The sequence below is a fragment of the Azospirillum sp. genome, from assembly GCF_035627195.1.
Lineage (GTDB): Bacteria > Pseudomonadota > Alphaproteobacteria > Azospirillales > Azospirillaceae > Azospirillum.
On the sequence record NZ_DASPMG010000267.1, the window covers coordinates 145433 to 164185 of the forward strand.

Annotated in this window: 16 protein-coding genes; 5 read left to right on the forward strand and 11 right to left on the reverse strand. The window is 68.7% G+C overall.

Annotated features, from left to right (window positions below; translation table 11 throughout):
- Positions 1 to 173 precede the first annotated feature (173 nt).
- From ahcY to VED21_RS24695, 3 genes are all read right to left on the reverse strand, one after another.
- The gene (gene ahcY / locus VED21_RS24685) at positions 174 to 1472 is read right to left on the reverse strand and encodes an adenosylhomocysteinase (RefSeq protein ID WP_324887012.1); all 1299 of its coding nucleotides are present in this window, start codon (positions 1470 to 1472) and stop codon (positions 174 to 176) included.
- A gap of 220 nt (positions 1473 to 1692) precedes the next feature.
- Positions 1693 to 3654, reverse strand: coding sequence for a HAMP domain-containing methyl-accepting chemotaxis protein (locus VED21_RS24690; protein ID WP_324887014.1), 1962 nt, complete (start codon positions 3652 to 3654; stop codon positions 1693 to 1695).
- A 326-nt stretch (positions 3655 to 3980) separates the two neighbouring features.
- On the reverse strand, positions 3981 to 5834 hold the full coding sequence (locus tag VED21_RS24695; protein ID WP_324887016.1) for a tetratricopeptide repeat protein: 1854 nt from the start codon (positions 5832 to 5834) through the stop codon (positions 3981 to 3983).
- A 447-nt stretch (positions 5835 to 6281) separates the two neighbouring features.
- On the opposite strand from VED21_RS24695, the gene VED21_RS24700 reads away from it, so the two are divergent.
- Positions 6282 to 6512: a hypothetical protein gene (locus VED21_RS24700; RefSeq protein WP_324887018.1), complete on the forward strand. Its 231-nt coding sequence runs from the start codon at positions 6282 to 6284 to the stop codon at positions 6510 to 6512.
- A gap of 211 nt (positions 6513 to 6723) precedes the next feature.
- Here VED21_RS24700 and ptsP read toward each other — a convergent pair whose 3' ends face one another.
- The 8 genes from ptsP to VED21_RS24740 all read right to left on the reverse strand — a co-directional run bounded on the left by ptsP (position 6724) and on the right by VED21_RS24740 (position 13698).
- Positions 6724 to 8511, reverse strand: coding sequence for a phosphoenolpyruvate--protein phosphotransferase (gene ptsP / locus VED21_RS24705; RefSeq protein ID WP_324887020.1), 1788 nt, complete (start codon positions 8509 to 8511; stop codon positions 6724 to 6726).
- Positions 8498 to 8785 carry an HPr family phosphocarrier protein gene (locus VED21_RS24710; protein WP_324887022.1) on the reverse strand — a complete coding sequence of 96 codons (288 nt, stop codon included), beginning with the start codon at positions 8783 to 8785 and terminating at the stop codon, positions 8498 to 8500. The genes ptsP and VED21_RS24710 overlap by 14 nt, the downstream gene beginning before the upstream one ends.
- 7 nt (positions 8786 to 8792) lie before the next feature.
- The gene (locus tag VED21_RS24715; RefSeq protein ID WP_324887024.1) at positions 8793 to 9194 is read right to left on the reverse strand and encodes a PTS sugar transporter subunit IIA; all 402 of its coding nucleotides are present in this window, start codon (positions 9192 to 9194) and stop codon (positions 8793 to 8795) included.
- 28 nt (positions 9195 to 9222) lie between these two features.
- Positions 9223 to 10143 (reverse strand): RNase adapter RapZ, encoded by a 921-nt coding sequence (gene rapZ / locus VED21_RS24720; RefSeq protein WP_324887026.1) that lies wholly within the window; start codon positions 10141 to 10143, stop codon positions 9223 to 9225.
- The gene (locus VED21_RS24725; protein ID WP_324887028.1) at positions 10140 to 10604 is read right to left on the reverse strand and encodes an HPr kinase/phosphatase C-terminal domain-containing protein; all 465 of its coding nucleotides are present in this window, start codon (positions 10602 to 10604) and stop codon (positions 10140 to 10142) included. Before VED21_RS24725 ends, rapZ begins: the two co-directional genes overlap by 4 nt.
- A gap of 87 nt (positions 10605 to 10691) precedes the next feature.
- Positions 10692 to 11087, reverse strand: coding sequence for a hypothetical protein (locus tag VED21_RS24730; protein WP_324887029.1), 396 nt, complete (start codon positions 11085 to 11087; stop codon positions 10692 to 10694).
- A 162-nt stretch (positions 11088 to 11249) separates the two neighbouring features.
- Entirely contained in the window at positions 11250 to 13031 is a 1782-nt protein-coding gene (locus tag VED21_RS24735) for a stimulus-sensing domain-containing protein (protein ID WP_414638298.1), read from the reverse strand.
- On the reverse strand, positions 13000 to 13698 hold the full coding sequence (locus VED21_RS24740) for a response regulator transcription factor (RefSeq protein WP_324887033.1): 699 nt from the start codon (positions 13696 to 13698) through the stop codon (positions 13000 to 13002). The genes VED21_RS24735 and VED21_RS24740 overlap by 32 nt, the downstream gene beginning before the upstream one ends.
- Positions 13699 to 13885: 187 nt before the next feature.
- On the opposite strand from VED21_RS24740, the gene VED21_RS24745 reads away from it, so the two are divergent.
- The 4 genes from VED21_RS24745 to VED21_RS24760 form a co-directional block, all read left to right on the forward strand.
- Positions 13886 to 14725, forward strand: coding sequence for a HugZ family protein (locus VED21_RS24745; RefSeq protein WP_324887035.1), 840 nt, complete (start codon positions 13886 to 13888; stop codon positions 14723 to 14725).
- Between the two features lie 363 nt (positions 14726 to 15088).
- Complete coding sequence (locus tag VED21_RS24750) at positions 15089 to 16915, forward strand: phosphoenolpyruvate carboxykinase (GTP) (RefSeq protein ID WP_324887037.1); 1827 nt, start codon at positions 15089 to 15091, stop codon at positions 16913 to 16915.
- A 280-nt stretch (positions 16916 to 17195) separates the two neighbouring features.
- Positions 17196 to 18056: a flagellar motor stator protein MotA gene (gene motA / locus VED21_RS24755; protein WP_324887039.1), complete on the forward strand. Its 861-nt coding sequence runs from the start codon at positions 17196 to 17198 to the stop codon at positions 18054 to 18056.
- 7 nt (positions 18057 to 18063) lie between these two features.
- On the forward strand, positions 18064 to 18753 hold a 690-nt coding region (locus VED21_RS24760), incomplete at its 3' end, for a GNAT family N-acetyltransferase (RefSeq protein ID WP_324887041.1).

Genomic DNA, 18753 nt, shown 5'->3' on the forward strand with positions numbered 1-18753 from the left:
GAGACACGGAGGAACACGGATGCCCGCGCGGCGGGCCACGGATGAACACGAATGAAATGAACATCCGTGTTCATCCGTGCGCAATCCGTGTTCATCCGTGTCTCCAAACCATCAAACAAAAAGGCCCCTCTCCTCGCGGAAAGGGGCCTTTCTTCACACCACCAGGGCGCCGCTTAGTAGCGGTAGTGCTCCGGCTTGTACGGGCCGTTGACGTCGACGCCGATGTAGGCAGCCTGCTTGTCGGACAGCTGGGTCAGCTTGGCGCCGATCTTGTCCAGGTGCAGGCGGGCGACCTTCTCGTCCAGGTGCTTGGGCAGGACGTAGACCTTGCGCTCGTACTTCTCGGCGTTGTTCCACAGCTCGATCTGCGCCAGCACCTGGTTGGTGAAGCTGGCGGACATCACGAAGCTCGGGTGGCCGGTGGCGCAGCCCAGGTTCACCAGGCGGCCCTTAGCCAGCACGATCAGGCGCTTGCCGTCCGGGAAGACGACCTCGTCCACCTGCGGCTTCACCTCGTCCCACACCAGGTTCTTCAGGCTGTCGATCTGGATCTCGCTGTCGAAGTGGCCGATGTTGCACACGATGGCGCGGTCCTTCATGGCCCGCATGTGGTCCAGCGTGATGACGTCGACGTTGCCGGTGGCGGTGACGAAGATGTCGCCCAGCGGGGCGGCCTCGTCCATGGTGGTGACCTGATAGCCTTCCATGGCGGCCTGGAGGGCGTTGATCGGGTCGATCTCCGTCACCATCACGCGCGCACCCTGGCTGCGCAGCGAGGCGGCCGAGCCCTTGCCCACGTCGCCATAGCCGGCGACCACGGCGACCTTGCCGGCCACCATCACGTCGGTGGCGCGCTTGATGCCGTCGACCAGCGACTCGCGGCAGCCGTACAGGTTGTCGAACTTCGACTTGGTGACGCTGTCGTTGACGTTGATGGCGGGCACCTTCAGCGTGCCGGCCTTCATCATCTCATACAGGCGGTGCACGCCGGTGGTCGTCTCCTCCGACAGGCCGCGCACGTCGTTCAGCATCTCCGGATACTTGTCGTGCATGATCTGGGTGACGTCGCCGCCGTCGTCCAGGATCATGTTCGGGGTCCAGCCGTCCGGGCCGCGCAGCGTCTGCTCGATGCACCACCAGAACTCCTCCTCCGTCTCGCCCTTCCAGGCGAACACGGGGATGCCGGCGGCGGCGATGGCGCTGGCCGCGTGGTCCTGCGTCGAGAAGATGTTGCACGACGACCAGCGCACGGTGGCGCCCAGCGCGGTCAGCGTCTCGATCAGCACGGCGGTCTGGATGGTCATGTGCAGGCAGCCGACGATGCGCGCACCCTTCAGCGGCTTGGAGTCGCCGTATTCCTGACGCAAGGCCATCAGGCCGGGCATCTCGGTCTCGGCGATGGTGATCTCCTTGCGGCCCCACTGCGCGAGGCTGATGTCCTTGACCTTGTAGTCGGTGAAGCTGGCGGGCATGGAAGGCTCCTCGCGGGAATAGGGTCGGTGCGGGCGCACGTCTGCCATAGGCCGGCGCCCCGATGCGGCCGGGTGTACCAGCGGGGCGACCGACATGCAAGCATAAAGATATCTTTATGTGTGTGGGGTTGGCGGCGGGCGAACCCGGCGCCCCGAACGACGAAGGCGCCCAATGGAGGCCATCGGGCGCCTTCATGCGGCGAACTCAAAAAGGAGGGGTTTACGCCGCGCGGATGCCGCTGAGGAAGCGCTGCACCTCGCTCTGCAGTCCCTCCGCCTGCACCGACAGCTCCTGCGCGGCGCTCAGCACCTGGCTGCTGGCGGCCCCCGTCTGCTCGGCCGCCTGGGTGACGGTCTGGATGCTCGACGACACCGACTGGGTGGCGGACGCCGCCTGCTGCACGTTGCGCGAGATCTCGCCGGTGGTGGCGTTCTGCTCCTCCACCGCCGCGGCGATGGCCGAGGCGATGTGGTTCACCCGGCCGATGGTGTCGGTGATGCCGCGGATGGCGCCCACCACGCCGGCGGTTTCGGCCTGCATGCCGCTGATCTGGGCGGTGATGTCCTCGGTGGCCTTGGCGGTCTGGTTGGCGAGGTTCTTCACCTCCTGCGCCACGACGGCGAAGCCCTTGCCGGCCTCGCCGGCGCGGGCCGCCTCGATGGTGGCGTTCAGCGCCAGCAGGTTGGTCTGGCTGGCGATGTCCTGGATCAGCTTCACCACGTCGCCGATGCGCTGGGCCGATTCGTTCAGGCTGGTGACGATGGCGTTGGTGTTCTGCGCCTCGTCGACGGCGCTGCGGGTCACCTCGGCGCTCTCGTCGACCTGCCGGGCGATCTCGGCGATGGAGCTGGTCATCTCCTCGGTGGCGGCCGCCACCGTCTGCACGTTGGCCGAGGTCTGCTGCGAGGCGTCGGCGGAGCTGGATGCCTGCTCCATCGCGTTTCCGGCGACGTCGCTCATGCTGCGGGCCGTGCTTTCCAGCTCGGTCGCGGCGGCGGCGACGGTGCGCAGCCGGCCCGATGCCGCCCGTTCGAACTCCTCCACCAGCCGCTCCACCGCCAGGGCGCGGCGCTCCTTGGCGGCGCGCTCCTCCGCCTGGGCGGCTTCCAGCCGCTTGCGCTCGACGGCGCCTTCCTGGAACACCAGCATGGCGCGTGCCATGGCGCCGATCTCGTCGCGGCTGTCGGTGGAGGGGACGCCGACGTCCAGGTTGCCGGCCGCCAGTTGCGACATGGCGGTGTTCAGGCGGGACACCGGCCCGGTGATGCTGCGCGACAGCACGACCGCTCCCGCCAGGAACAGCGCCAGCAGCCCCCCGGCCGCTCCCAGGATGACCGTGCGCGTCGTGGCCCGAACGGCGTTCAGCTCCTCCCGCGCGGCGGCCTGACGGGCGCGGGCGGCATCGCCCAGCGCGGCGACGGCGGCGTCGACGACGGGCCGGATGCGGCCGATCTCTTCCAGCGTTGCCTTCAGCGCCTTTTGGCCGGCGACGTAGGCCTGGAAGCCGGCGGCGTAGGCGTCGATCAGGTTCGACAGCTCGGCCTGGACGTCCGGCGTCAACGCCGACTCCTTCAGGCGCGCGCGGGCCGTTTTCACCGCCTCGGCGTGGTCGGCGACATAGCGCGCGTCGTCGCGCAGCATGTAGTCCTTCTCCAGCCGCCGCAGGAACAGCATGGCGTTGAGCAGCGACAGGTCGCCGGCCTGGGTGACGCGCGCCTCGACGCTGCGCACCGCGGTGCGCAGGGTGCCCTGCAGGCCGTCGTTCTCGGTCAGCCCCAGCACCTTGACCTTCTCCACGGCATCGGCGAAGCCGTTGCGCAGCTGATCGATGGCCTGACGCGCTTCCCTGGCCTTGCCGGCGATCTCGGGGAAGCCGGGAACCGCCTCGATGCCGGTCACCGCCTTGAGCGTGTCGTTCCAGAACGCCTCGTACTGCGGGACCAGCGTGATGTCCCTGCTGTCGAGGAACTGCAGCGACGCCGCCCGCATCCGCAGCAGTCCCTTGTCGGCATTCCCCGCGTCACTCTCGATCTGGCGGGAAGCGGCATAGGTCTTCTCCTTCTCGGCCATGCCGGCCTCGCCCACCAGATAGGCGGCCACGATGCTTGCGATCCCCAGCGCTCCCAGACCGATCAGCAACCAGATCCTGGTCGTGATCCTGATGTTGGAAAGCCACGCCATACCCCATCCCCCCTTCGCACATCCCCGTATGCAATGCGGAAGATATATATCTAATACAATAGACGTAAAGCCGTGCGCCGAAAGGTCACAGCGTGTGGAGGCGTCGGTCCATCCCGCGGGCAGGGGCGGTGGCGCCGATCGGCCCGCGACCATGAGGATCCGCCGGAGGTCTCGCGCGCCATGGCCCAACTCGCCATGATCCGCCCGATGGCCCAGCGGCTCACAAGCAAGCGCAAGCCTCGCCTGTCAGCCAAGCCCTTTTAAAACAGGCTCGAAGATCAGAAGATGGAAGATCAGAAGGAGGAACGCAGCGGAAGGCGCCTGCTTCATTGGGCGGCTTGGCGTAGATTTTCCAAAGTGGCGCGCACGCGATCTCGATTACAGGTGGCAGCATCAATGTAATGTGAGGCCCCTGCTGCCGAGAAGACTGCAAGTGCTTTGTCATATACTGCCATTGCTTCTTCTAGGTGTGTATTATTTTCTGTGCGCTCACCTAATTCTTCAAGCGCTGTGCCAAGGTTATTCTGGGTCATGGCCCAAGCGAGCGGCACGCGCTCGCGGGTACGCTCAAGAAGAGCGGCGCGGTAAGCTTCAATTGCCTCCTCCAGGCAGGTTGTGCCGTTCTTGCTCTCACCTAATCTTTGAAGCGCATTGCCTAGGTTGTTCTGGGTGGTGGCCCAGTCGAGCGGCACGCGCTCGCGGGTACGCTCAAGAAGAGCGGCGCGGTAGGCTTCAATTGCCTCCTCTAGGCGTATTGTGCTGTTCTCGCGCTCGCCCTTTCCTTTCAATGCGTTGCCGAGATTGTTCTGGGTAGTGGCCCATGCTAGTGGAGCCCGTTTGCGGGTGTGTTCGAGCAGAGCAGCGCGATAGGCCTGGATCGCCTCTTCCAAGCGCGTCGTGCCGTTTTCTCGTTTGCCCAGCGCCCAAAGCGCATTGCCGAGGTTGTTCTGGGTAGTGGCCCACGCTAGTGGAACCCGCTCGCGAGTGTGTTCGAGTAGAGCAGCGCGATAGGCCTGGATCGCTTCTTCCAAGCGTGTCGTGCCGTTTTCTCGTTTGCCCAGCGCCCAAAGAGCATTGCCGAGGTTGTTCTGGGTCATAGCCCAGGCGAGCGGGGCGGTCTCACGGGTGCGTTCGACCAGGGCGGCGTGATACGCTTTAACCGCTTCCTCCAGACGTGCCGTATCGCTCTCACGCTCGCCCAAGGCCATAAGTGCGTTGCCGAAGCTGACTTGAGCGGTCGCCCAGTCTTCCGGGTATTGCTCGCGCAACAGGTATGAAAGTGCATCGCGGACAACGTTGATAGCGGCCTGCAAAGCAGTGTTATCGCCCTTTTGATCGCCATACGTCCAATACGCTCTGGACGCTTCCAACAGCATACATCCACGCGTCCGCTTGTCGCCTTTCGGCAGCAGCGCGCAGGCGGTTTGGAAGTGGTCGGCGGCGCCTAGATAGTCCAAGCGCAATAGGCTGAGACGGCCTCGTTCGGCGCGGGTCACGGCGTGGGCGCGGCGGTGAGCGTCGGCGGACTCTTGCGCTTCCTCGGCCAACCGGGCGGCGCGGACGACCGCGTCTGATTCCGCCTGTTCAACCTCTTGGAGCAAGGTTTCTGCACTGCCATAATCGGCGCGCTCAATAGCCGCCCGTGCGGCTGCGACGCGCTCGCGGTTTTCCGGGCTTTCGGTGCGCAGAACGGCCATCCGGTCGCACAGTTCGACGTAGCGGGTGGCAATCTCGGTCAGCTTGGCCGGCAATTGCTCCTGCGGCACCTTCTCCTCGCGCACAATGGCGAAGAAGGATTGCAACGCGGCTTCAGTGAAGCCGGCCTTGCGTCCGTCCTCGAAGGTCTGCGCCGGCACGCCGCCTTGCAGGCTTTGGATGCCTTTGAATATCTCGGCGATCGCCTCGGGTGTTGTACCGTTGGTCACGGTGGAGTTGACGGTGAACTGGCTGTCCGAGGCTCCATGGCCCAAGGCGACCGAGCCGTTGGATGCGCTCACGTTGGGTGCGGGCAGGGTGGCCTTCGCGTCCGGTTCGGCCTTCTTCGTCGAACGCGCCTTCCAGCCGAAGAAGCCGGCAGTGGCGACGATCGCACCGCCGATCCAGCCCAGCGTTTTCTGGTTTCCTGCATCGGAGACGAAAGCGAAGGCCGCTTTCAGGGCTTCGGCAATGATTTCCCACATGCGGCGCGTGTCCCCGGCCTGACGACGCGCGCAGAGTCGCATAGGCGTCCATGCTCGGACAAGCGGTGCGGGTGTGCAACGTGGTCGCGTCGCGGTGCCCTCCACCCGGCTTCGCTGGCGCTCAGCCACCACGGGTGCCCGCAAGTCGGGAGCCCGCGCTTCGCAGGGGAGGGGAGGGCCGGCGCTTCCTTCTGATCTTTCAATCTTCTGATCTTCGTGTTTTTGATCCGAACGCCTTCGTCAGCCGAAACCCGCACGGCCCTTGTCGAAAATCCCACCTAAATATCCCCGAAGTACATCTGAAAACACCCCGTTCTGCGACAATGATGCGCCGCACCACGGGTGTGCATGACCCCCAAAAGGTGGTAGTGAATTCGTCCATCACACGCCGATCCGCAGAACAGGTGCTGGGGAGCGCGGCGGACGGCCAGACGATGGGGGACGGTCATGCCGGGCATTACGGCCATCATTCTGCTGAGCGCCGTTTTCATCTCGAATTTTATTCTTTCCGCCCTGTCGGGCGTGCAGGCCTCGACGGGGTTCGAGCCGCTGCTGGTCGCCGTGGCGCTGGCCGAGGCCGTCGTGGTCGGCGCGCTGGTGGCGCTGCTGACGCTGGTGGTCTACGACGTCACGCCCCGCCTGCACGCCGCCGTCCGCCGCCGCCCCCCAGGCCACTGACACGGCCGCTGAAGCAACCGCTGACACGGCCACACCCGCCGCCCCCCCCCGCCGCCACCTTGCCCGCCCGGCCGTTCCGCGTTAGGATAAAAATCCTGAAATGCGGATCGGAGCGCGGCGGGTGCGGATGAACGGGAACGGCACGGGGGTCGGGAATGCAACACCTGCCCCGAATGCGTTGCATCCGGTTGCATTGAGTAACATTCGCCGCTCAGGCGGTGGCGTTGAAGTCGTCCAGCAGGGCGGCGATCCGGCCGCTGTCGGACTGGTCCATGATGACCCGCGCCCGGCGCCCCGCCTCGATCAGGTCCAGGCCGCGGATGCGGCGCTTGACCACCGGGATGCTCATCGGCGCCATGGACAGCTCGCGCACGCCCAGGCCCAGCAGCAGCGCGCTGTAGCGCGGGTCGCCGGCGATCTCGCCGCACACCGACACCGGGATGCGGGCGCGCAGCGCCGCCTCCACCGTGAACTGGATCAGGCGCAGCACGGCGGGGTGCAGCGGGTCGTACAGGCTGGCCACCTGCTCGTCGCCGCGGTCGATGGCCAGCGTGTACTGCGTCAGGTCGTTGGTGCCGATGGCGAAGAAATCGGCGGCGTAGGCCAGCGCGTCGGCCGACAGGGCGGCGCCGGGAACCTCCACCATCACGCCCACCGGCGGCAGCGGGTCGGCGATGGGCACGCCCCGGCGGCGCAGGCGCCGCGCCACGGTGCCCAGCGTCTCGCGTACCTTCTGCACCTCGGCCACCGAACAGATCATCGGCAGCAGGATGCGCAGCGGCCCGTGCGCCCCGGCGCGCAGCATGGCGGCGAGTTGCGCCTCCAGGAGCTTCGGCTCGCGCAGGCCCAGGCGCACGGCGCGCAGGCCCAGCGCCGGGTTGGCCGGCTCGCCGTAGCGGCCCGCCATCCAGCCGGCCAGCTTCTCGCCGCCCACGTCCATGGTGCGCGCGGTCACCGTGCGCCCGCCCATGCCCTCGACGATGGCGCGCAGCACGTCGTACTGCTCGTCCTCGTCGGGCAGGTCGTCGCGGTTCATGAACAGGAACTCGGTGCGCAGCAGGCCGATGCCCTGCGCCCCGTTCTCCAGCGCGTTGTCCAGGTCGCGCGGCAGTTCCAGGTTGGCGTGCAGCGTCACCGGCGTGCCGTCGCGCGTCACCGCCGGCAGGCGCTTCAGGCCCTTCAGCTTCTCGCGCTCGCGTTCGCGGGCACTGCGCATCGCCTCGTACTCGGCCAGCGTCGCGGCGTCGGGGTCGATGACGACGCGGCCCTGCACGCCGTCGACGATGACCCGCGTGCCGTTCTTCACCCCCGACAGCAGCCCCGCCACGCCCAGCACCGCCGGCAGGCCGAGCGAGCGCGCCATGATCGCCGTGTGCCCCTCCGCCCCGCCCAGCACGGTGGCGAAGCCGGCCACCCGGCGCGGGTCCAGCAGCGCGGTGTCGGCCGGCGTCAGCTCCTCCGCCAAAATGACCGTGCCGAGGGGCAGGACGGCGAAGGCCTGGTACTCGTGCCGCATCAGGTTGCGGATCAGGCGCCGCCCCACCTCGCGCACGTCGCCGACGCGCGCCGCCAGATAGGTGTCGTCCATGGCGGCGAAGGTCTGGGCGATGGTGTTGATCTCCGCCTGCACGGCGGCCTCGGCGTTGAGGCGCTCCTCGCGCACGCGGCGCTCCACCCCCCGCGTCAGGCGCGAGTTGGTCAGCATGGCCAGATGCGCGTCCAGCAGGATGCCGATCTCCTCCGAGGCCGACTCGGGCAGGACCAGCGCCTTGCTCTTCAGCTTCCGGATCTGCCGGCGGGCCTTGGAGGCGGCTTCGGCGAAGCGGGCGACCTCGGCCTCCACCGCGTCCGGCGCGATGGGGTATTCCGGCACGCGGACGGCGCCGCTCTCCACGATGTGGGCGGGGCCGACGGCGATGCCGGGCGACACGCCCAGGCCGCGCAGCGCGCGCATGCCCGCTGACGCGCCGCCGCCGCCGGCGGCATCACTCGTCTTCATCGAACTTGCGGTTGATCAGGTCGGCCAGCGCGCCGATGGCGGCCTCGGCCTCGCGGCCATAGCCGCACAGCTCCACCGTGGTGCCGGGGCCGGCGGCCAGCATCATCAGGCCCATGATCGATTCGCCCGACACCACGTTCTCGCCGCGGCGCACCTCGACCTCGCAGTCGAACTTGGCGACCAGCTTGACGAACTTGGCGGCGGCGCGGGCGTGCAGGCCGCGCTGGTTGCAGATGGTCACCGTCTGGCAGACCTCGGGGGCGTTGTCGCTCATGGGTGGCTTAACCGTCCGACAGCAGCGAGGAGGCGACGTTGATGTACTTCTGCCCGGCCTCGCGCGCGGCGACCACGGCGTGGCCCAGCGTTTCCTGCCCGCGCACGCTGGCCAGCTTGATCAGCATGGGCAGGTTGACGCCGGCGATCACCTCCACCTTGGCCTTGTCCATGATGGAGATGGCGAGGTTGGACGGCGTGCCGCCGAACATGTCGGTCAGCACCACCACGCCGGCCCCGTCGTCCACCTCGGCGACCGAGTTGAGGATGTCCTGCCGGCGCTGCTCCATGTCGTCGTCGGGGCCGATGCACACGGCCCGCACCTGCTGCTGCTCTCCCACGACGTGCTCCAGGGCGGCGATGAACTCCTCCGCCAAGCGCCCGTGGGTCACCAGAACCATACCGATCATCGGACGTCCTTCATGCTGGTCCCCTGCGTCAGCCCGGCCGCGGGCCTTGCCGTTCAAGGTCGCGGTGGTTGAGGCCGACCTTGAGCCCCAAGCCCCTCAGCCACCCGGCCAGCCGCTCCGCGACGAACACCGAACGGTGCCGTCCGCCGGTGCAGCCGACCGCGATGGTCAGGTAGCTCTTGCCCTCTTGGTTGTAGCGCGGCAGCAGCGGACGCAACAAGTCCGTCAGATGCCGGAAAAATTGTTCGTAGTCGGGGTCGCCCGCGACACGTTCGGCCACCGGCGCGTCCAGCCCGGTCAGCGGGCGCAGCGTCGGGTCCCAGTGCGGGTTGGTCAGGAAGCGCACGTCGAACACCAGGTCCGCCTCGCGCGGCACGCCCGCCCGGAACGAGAAGGAGGTGACGAAGACCTGCAGCGCCGGCTGCGCCTCCAGCGCGAAGTGGCCGGCGGCCAGCCGCCGCAGGTCGTGGATGGACAGCTGCGTGGTGTCGATGGTGACGTCGGCGCGCTCGCGCAACGGCGCCAGCAGCACGCGCTCGCGCTGGATGCCGTCCGGCACCGGGCGGTCGGTGGCCAGCGGGTGGCGGCGCCGCGTCTCGGTGAAGCGGCGCTGCAGCACCTCGTCGCCGCAGTCCAGGAACAGCAGGCGCACGTCCAGGTCCGGCCGCGCCTTCAGCGCCTGCAGGTGGTCCAGGAAGGCGTCAGCGCTGAAATCGCGGGTGCGGCTGTCGATGACGATGGCCAGCGGCCGGTGCCCGGGCTCGCCCTGCTGGACCAGCGCGTCGACCAGCGACAGGCGCAGGTTGTCCACCGATTCGTAGCCCAGGTCCTCCAGCGCCTTCAGCGTGATGGACATGCCGGCGCCGGACATGCCGGTGACGATCAGGATGCGGCGGCGCTCCTGCGCGGGGGCGGGCGCCTGCGCGGCGGGGGGCGGCGTCGTGGTCATGGCGCCGTCACGCGATCCATGCGCGCGGGCACGGCGGCCAGGGTGCCGGCCCCGGCGGCCGCGGCGGCGAGGCGCAGCTTGGCCGGTGTGGAGGCGTCGAAGGCGGCCAGCGCCACGCGCGGCACGGCGGTATCGAGCAGGACGGCCGTGTCCGGTTCGGGCAGGCGCTCCACGCCGTCGCGCGGCACCAGATCGACGACCAGCCCGATGGGCGCGGATTCGGCCGCCGGCACGGGCAGGATGCCCACGCCGCGCACCTCGATGAGGCCGGCGAGCGCGGCCGGCGCGGTCGCCGTCAGCCGGCCCTGGTCCATGCGCAGTTCCACCTGGTCGTCCGCCACAAGCCGCGCGCCGCCGTCGATCAGCCGCAGGGCCACGTCGGACTTGCCGCCGCCGGACGGTCCGCGCAGCAGGACTCCGATGCCCGCCACCAACACGCAGGTGCCATGAATTGTCACCATGATGCGCCGAAGGTGAGGCGTGCAAACAGTTCTGTCAATGGGAAGGCGGGTCTGTCCTGCCGTAATGGCATGACAAAGGCCGCGCCATCACCCCTGTGCCTCGTCCTCGACCATCAGAAGCGGCCGCCCCTCGCGCCGGATGTTTTCCAGCTGTTTGGCCAGCGCGTCGCGGCGGCGGATCATCTCGTCCAGGTCGTCCAGTTCGGCCGCCGCCTGACAGGCGTCGCGGAAGTCCTTTTCCTGCTGCAAACGGCACAGCAGCACCTTGTAGGAATCGGCGATGCGGGCAAGGTGGCGCTGGGCGCCCTGCAGCGCCTCGGCCAACTGGGCGCGCTCGGCGGTGGCGGCGCGCATCATGCGGGCCAGTTCGCCCTGCTGGCGGCCGGCATCCTGGATCAGCCGCGCCAGCCGGTAGCGGGTGAAGTCCACGACCTTGGCATTGCCCACAGCGGCGTGGGCGGCGGCGTTGCTGGCGGCGACCATGGCTCCTTTTCCACTCCTGCAGGCCAGGGGGCTGTCGGCACGGGAACGCCGCGCGTCTCGAACCATGGCGGTTGCTGCAACCGGCCGCGAACGGCCGTTTCGCCGGATAGTCTATATGTAACCGGCGGGATGCAACTGTGATGCAGATGATCCGCCCTGTGGTCAATCAGCGCGGGGCAGGCGCACGGTGAACAGGGCGCCGGCCGGCTGGCCGTCCGGGCCGGGGCGGTTGGCGGCGGTGATGGAGCCGCCGTGCGCCTCGACGATCTGCTTGGAGATGCTCAGCCCCAGGCCGGAGTGGGTGCCGAACTTCTCGCCCGCCGGCCGCTCCGTGTAGAAGCGGTCGAAGATCGCCTCCTCCTTGCCTTCGGGGATGCCGGGGCCGTCGTCGGCCACCGTCACCACCACGGCGCGCCCCTCGCGCCGGGCCGTCAGCCGCACCGTGCCGCCGGGCGGCGAGAAGGACAGGGCGTTGGCGACCAGGTTCTGGAACACCTGCGTCAGCCGCCCTTCCAGCCCCGGCACGGTCAGGTCCTGGCCCACCGGCATCTCCACGGCCAGCCTGGGCGCCTGCGCGTCGTCCTCGTCGTCCAGCGTGGCGGCGTGGATGTCGGCCAGCATGGCCAGCACGGCGCCGACGTCCACCGGCTCCAGCTCGGCGCGGCTCAGCTCGGCGTCCAGGCGGGACGCGTTGGAGATGTCGCTGATCAGCCGGTCCAGGCGCTGCACGTCGTCGGCGATGATCGCCATCAGCCGGTCGCGGCGGTCGGGATCGTTGACCCGGCTCACCGTCTCCACGGCGCTGCGCAGCGAGGTCAGGGGGTTCTTGATCTCGTGCGCCACGTCGGCGGCGAAGCGCTCGATGGCGTCCATGCGCGTCCACAGCGCCCCGGTCATGGCGCGCAGCGCGCCGGACAGGTCGCCGATCTCGTCGCCGCGGCCGGTGAAGTCTGGGATCTCCATGTGCCGGCCGTGGCCGGTGCGCACCCGCTCGGCCGCGCGGGCCAGCATGCGCACCGGCCGCGCGATGGTGCCCGCCAGATAGAAGGAGAGCAGCACCGTCACCGCCAGCGCCAGCGCGAAGACGCGCAGGATGTCGAAGCGGACGGAGCGGATGGCGGCGTCGATCTCCGCCCCGCTGCGCGACAGCATGACGGCACCCATCACCTGCTTGTAGCGCTGCACCGGCACCGCCACGGTCAGCACCAGCCCCGGCCGCCCCTCCGCCGTCTCGGCGGAGCGCCAGACGGTGCCGGCGGGCTCGCCGGACAGGGCGCGTTCCACGTCGGGGTAGGGGGCGGCGCGGCCGGGCGGCTGCTCGCGGTAGAGGGGCAGGTCGTCGCGGCCGGGCAGGGTGTCGGTCAGCCAGTTGTACAGGCGCACGGCCGCGCGCATCGGGGCGCCGCGCTCGTCGGGGGTGGGCAGCTCGACGATCTGGATGGTGCCGGCCGAGCCGGTGAGCACGCGGCTGTCCGACACAGGCGCGCCGTCGGCGGCATAGAGGCGGGTGCGCGTGTCCGTCGCCTCCACCAGACGGCGCACCATCTGCCGCGCCAGTTCGGCCGACAAAACGTAGGTGTCGCCGCCGCCATCGGCCTCGCCGTCGGCGTCCACGGGGTCGGCCAGCTGCACCGCGCCCTCGCCCAGCGCGGAGGCGAAGATGCGCGCTTCCTTCTCCAGCGCCTCCATCTCGGCGAGGATCAGCCGGTCCTGGTAGCGGCCCAGGTACAACAGCCCACCCACCAGCAACGCCAGCGCCAGCACGTTGACCGCCAGGATGCGCAAGGTCAGCGGCGACACCGCGCGCCGCCGCAGCGGCCGGTGCGCCGCCACCTTGTTGCCGGACACGGCCTTGCCGGTCCCGGTCTTGCTGGTCCCAGCCTTACTGGTCCCAGCCTTACTGGTCCCAGCCTTACTGGTCTTTGTATCGGTAACCGACGCCATAGAGTGTTTCGATCTGTGCGAAGTCGGGATCGACGGCCTTGAACTTCTTGCGCAGGCGCTTGATGTGGCTGTCGATGGTTCGGTCGTCGACGTAGACGTGCTCGCCATAGGCGGCGTCCATCAGTTGGTCGCGGCTCTTCACGTGGCCGGGCCGCTGCGCCAGCGCCTTGACCAGCAGGAACTCGGTCACCGTCAGGTCGATGGGCTGGCCCTTCCAGGTGCAGGAATGCCGCGCTCCGTCCAGCACCATGGCGCCGCGCGTCAGCACCTGGGCGGGTTCGCCCGCGGTCTTGTCGCGCCCCAGCGACTCGCGGCGCAGCAAGGCCCGGATGCGCTCGATCAGCAGGCGTTGGGAGAACGGCTTCTTGATGTAGTCGTCCGCGCCCATGCGCAGGCCCATCAGCTCGTCCACCTCGTCGTCCTTGCTGGTCAGGAAGATGACCGGCATCTGCGTGGTCTGGCGCAGCCGCTGGAGCAGTTCCATGCCGTCCATGCGCGGCATCTTGATGTCCAGCACGGCGAGGTCCACCGGCCGCTGGCCGAGGGCGCGCAGCGCCTCCGACCCGTCCGTGTAGGTGCGCACCTCGAACCCCTCGGCTTCCAGCGCCATGGACACCGAGGTCAGGATGTTCCGATCGTCGTCGACGAGCGCGATCGTGTGAGCCATGTCGGTCGTATTCCTCGCTCGAAATTCCCGAAAATCACGGCTTCGGGAGGCCGTTCTCTACCCCAATGGCGGTGCAAGCGTGATCGCCGCCAGTTTTCCCTTTCTTCGCGGCATTCTCCACGCCAATATGTCACCAAAACGGCGACGGGGGAAATCTCCGCCGCATGGGCGGACGCATTCTTAAAACATGAGTTCAAACGCACTTTCCAGCGGGCCCGCGAACCGGGCTCCGGCGGATCGTTCTTCCGCCGGACGAACCGGCCCGGCGGGTGACCAGGCGGACGGCACCGCACCGGGCGACATCGCGCCGGGCGACCTGGGCCGCCGCATCCTGCGCGCGGCCGACCGCGCCATCCTGGCGAGTGCGCAGCACGACACCGACGGCTGGCCGTACCCCTCGCTGGTGCTGACCGCGGCCGACCTCGACGGCACGCCGATCCTCTTCATCTCCACGCTGGCCGACCACACCCGCAACATCGCGGCCCAGGACCGCGTCGGCCTGCTGTTCTCCGCCCCGTGCTCTTCCGACAACCCGCTGTCCGGCCCGCGCGTCTCGCTGCTGGGCCGCGCCGTGCGGAGCGAGGAGCCGCGCCACCGCGCCCGCTTCCTGGCCCGGCACCCGGCCTCGGCGGTGTACCAGGGCTTCGCCGACTTCGCCGTCTACACCATTGCGGTGGAGCGCGCGCATGTGGTGACCGGCCTCGCCACCGGCTTCGCCCGCAGCGTCTGGGTGGACGGCGCCGACCTTCTCCTGAACGGTGCCCCGCCGGCCCTGGCCGGGGGCGAGCCCGATCTGGTCGAGGCGCTGAACCGCGACCACGGCGAGGCCCTGCGGGCTTTCGCCCCTGCGACAGAGGGCAAGCGCTGGGCGATCACCGGCCTGGATCCGGAGGGGTGCGACCTTCGGTCCGGGGGCGCGGTCGCCCGTATTGATTTCGATCATCGCGTCGATGACGCGGAGGGCGTACGGGCCGCGCTGGCGCGGCGTCTGGCGCAGACCGGGGCCACGGCCCCGCCTCCGGCATAGACTGACTACCTCCAGGCAACCAACCGCCGGCCCCAAGGCCGGCACAATCAAAGCGCAACCAGGAGAGCACTGAAGTGGACCACACCGGACCGAAAGTCAGCCGCTACGGCCCCCCGTGCCGTGCACTGACGCGTCGGAAGGCTGACCCCGCTGGGGCGACCCGGCCGTACGACTCGTACACCTTTCATCACCGCGACGCGGCGGGTGGACCGGTGGTCTGATCTTCGGTTCGCGGGGGTTGCGCCCCTGGAATCGGATGTGTGAATGAGGCGGCTCCCGTCCGGCCGCCTGTCATCGGATGACGAACGTGCCGGCTGTATCGCCCCGGGGGTGGGGCGGGCGCCGGAGAAGAGGCTGAAGGCAATGAACACTGTCACGACGCGCACGCGGAACAAGAAGCTCCTGGCCTGGGTCGAGGAGATCGTGCTGAAGTGCAAGCCCGAGCGGGTGCACTGGTGCGACGGCTCGCAGGAGGAATACGACCGGCTCTGCAACGAGATGGTCGAGGCGGGCACCTTCATCCGCCTGAACCCCGAGAAGCGCGCGAACTCCTTCCTCTGCCGCTCCGATCCGGGCGACGTCGCCCGTGTCGAGGACCGTACCTTCATCTGCTCGCGCACCAAGGAGGAGGCCGGCCCGACCAACAACTGGGTCGCCCCGGAGGAGATGAAGGCCAAGCTGGACGCCCTGTTCGACGGCTGCATGCGCGGCCGCACCATGTACGTGGTGCCGTTCAGCATGGGCCCGCTGGGCTCGCCCATCTCGCACATCGGCGTGCAGATCTCCGACAGCCCGTACGTCGCCGTCAACATGCGCATCATGACCCGCATGGGGCAGGCCGTGCTGGACGAGCTGGGCGACAGCGACTTCGTGCCGTGCCTGCACTCCGTCGGCGCGCCGCTGGCCGAGGGCCAGAAGGACGTGCCGTGGCCCTGCAACGCCGAGCACAAGTACATCGTCCACTTCCCGGAGGAGCACGCCATCGTCTCCTACGGCTCGGGCTACGGCGGCAACGCGCTGCTCGGCAAGAAGTGCTTCGCGCTGCGCATCGCGTCGGCCATGGGCCGCGAGCAGGGCTGGCTGGCCGAGCACATGCTGATCCTCGGCGTCGAGAGCCCGGAGGGCGAGCGCACCTACGTCGGCGCCGCCTTCCCGTCGGCCTGCGGCAAGACCAACTTCGCCATGCTGGTCCCGCCGAAGGAGTTCGAGGGCTGGAAAGTCCGCACCATCGGTGACGACATCGCCTGGATCAAGCCGCAGCCGGACGGCACGCTGCGCGCCATCAACCCGGAGGCCGGCTTCTTCGGCGTGGCGCCGGGCACCAGCATCAAGTCGAACCCGAACGCGCTGAAGACGCTGGACCACAACGTCATCTTCACCAACGTGGCCCTTACTGACGACGGCGACGTGTGGTGGGAAGGCCTGACGGAGGAGGCCCCGGCGCACCTGATCGACTGGCAGGGCAAGGACTGGACCCCGGCGTCCGGCCGTCCGGCCGCGCATCCGAACTCGCGTTTCACCGCGCCGGCGGCGCAGTGCCCGTCGATCGACCCGGCGTGGGAGGATCCGGCCGGCGTGCCGATCTCGGCCTTCATCTTCGGCGGCCGCCTGTCCAAGACCTTCCCGCTGGTGTTCGAGGCCAAGACCTGGAAGCAGGGCGTCTACTGGGCGGCGACCATGGGCTCGGAGGCGACCGCCGCCGCCGTCGGTCAGGCCGCCATCCGTCGCGACCCGTTCGCCATGCTGCCGTTCTGCGGCTACAACATGGGCGACTACTGGAACCATTGGCTGAGCTTCGAGGGCAAGGTGAAGGCCCTGCCGAAGATCTACCGCGTCAACTGGTTCCGTAAGGACGAGAACGGCAAGTTCGCGTGGCCGGGCTTCGGCGACAACATGCGCGTGCTGAAGTGGATCGTCGACCGCGTGCGCAACCGCGCTCCGGTGGCGGCCGAGAGCCCGTTCGGCTTCATGCCGCACTACCAGGACCTGAACTGGGCCGGCCTGGACTTCCCGCGCGACAAGTTCCTCAAGATCATGACGATCGACCGCGAGGAGGCCATCGCCGAGGTCCGCGACCAGCAGGAGCTGTTCGACCGCTTCGGCACCCACCTCCCGCAGGAGCTGGAGCAGGAGCGCCAGGACCTCGCCCGCCGTCTGGAAGCCGCCCCGGAAGTCTGGGCCGCCGACTGACGCCGCCGGCACGTACGGCAATCGGAAAGGGCCGCCCCACGGGGCGGCCCTTTTTGTTCGGCGAGGGTGGAACCTACTCCTTTCGTGACAGACTCCGGCCGTGCCGGTAGACTTCGTGACCGATCTGCAACCGATCGGCGCCATGTCCTGCGGAATTTACAAAGCATCAACGCTTGATTCGCTCATTGTGGGGCGCCGCCCGTGGAATCATCCGCGGGGCGGCAGCGGGTGTGCGGCGCAGGGCCGCCGCCGGTCGGGAACGCGCTGGGGGACCTGAAGCATGTTCGTCATCATCGGCTTCGCCGTCGTGATCTTCAGCGTCTTCGGAGGCTACGTCCTGGGCGGCGGGCACATGGGCGTTCTGTGGATGCCCTTCGAGTACATGATCATCCTGGGGTCCGCAGCCGGCGCCTACTTCATCGCCAACCCGAAGTCGGTCGTCTCCCACACCGGCAAGGAGATCGGCCACCTCTTCAAAGGTCCGAAGTACAAGAAGGAGGACTTCCTCGAACTGCTCACCATGATGTACCAGGTCTTCAAGATCGCGAAGACCAAGGGCCTCCTGGCGCTGGAGCAGCACATCGAGAAGCCCGAGGATTCGCCCCTCTTCCAGCAGTTCCCCAAGTTCTACGGCGACCACCACGCGATATCCTTCCTCTGCACCTATCTCCGCCTGATGTCGCTGGGTGCGGACAACCCGCACGAGCTGGTCGACCTGATGGAGGAGGACATCGAGACGATGCACCACGAGCACCAGCGCGTGTCCGACGCCATCCAGGCGGTGGCCGACGGCGTGCCGGCGCTGGGCATCGTGGCGGCGGTGCTGGGCGTGATCCACACCATGGGCGCCATCACCGAACCGCCGGAGGTGTTGGGCAAGCTGATCGGCGGCGCGCTGGTGGGCACCTTCACCGGCGTGCTCGTGGCCTACGGCTTCGTGGGGCCGATCGCCAGCGGCCTGAAGAGCATCTACCACGCCGAAACCAAGTACTATCAGTGCATGAAGACCGGCCTGCTGGCCCACCTGTCCGGCTACGCCCCCGCCATCTCGGTGGAATACGCGCGCAACGTGCTGGAACCCGAATACCGACCTACCTTCGCCCAGGTCGAAGAGGCGACGGCGGCCCTGCCGCCGGCCTGACCGCGCCGTGGCCGAACCTGTCCGCATCGCCTGGAACGAGGGCACCATCGGCGAATGGTCGGCGGCCTTCGCCCGCCTGCCGCGCGCCACCCTGCCGCAATCCTTCGGCTACGCCCAGGCCATGGCCAAGACGCACCGCTACGTCCCGCGCCTGGGCCTGATCGAACACGCCGGCCGCGTTATCGGCATGGTTCAGGTGTTGGAGCGCCGCAGCCTGAAGGTCTTCGCCCAGCGCCAGCTGCACCGCGGCCCGCTGTGGTTCGACGGCGAGCCGGGGCCGGAGGTGCTGGAGCCGGTGCTGCGCACGCTGCGCAAGGCCTGTCCGGACAACGCGCTCAACCGCCTGTCCTTCCTGCCCGAACTCGCCGCCTCGCCCGACACGGCGGCGCTGCTGGAGCGCTGCGGCTTCCGCCGCACCGGCCCCGGCTACCGCACGGTGTGGCTCGACCTCACCAAGCCGGACGAGGAGCTGCGCGCCGGCTTCGCCCGCGACTGGCGCCAGCGCCTCAAAGGTGCGGAGAAGGCCGGCCTGACCATCGACGTGGATCCGGAGGCCAAGAATCTGCCCTGGCTGGTGAAGCAGGAGCACGAGCAGGCGCTGATCAAGCAGTACCGCGAGATGTCCGGCGCGCTGACGGTGCGGCTGCGCAACGCGCTGCACAAGGCCGACGGCATGCTGATGGTGGCGGCGCTGGCC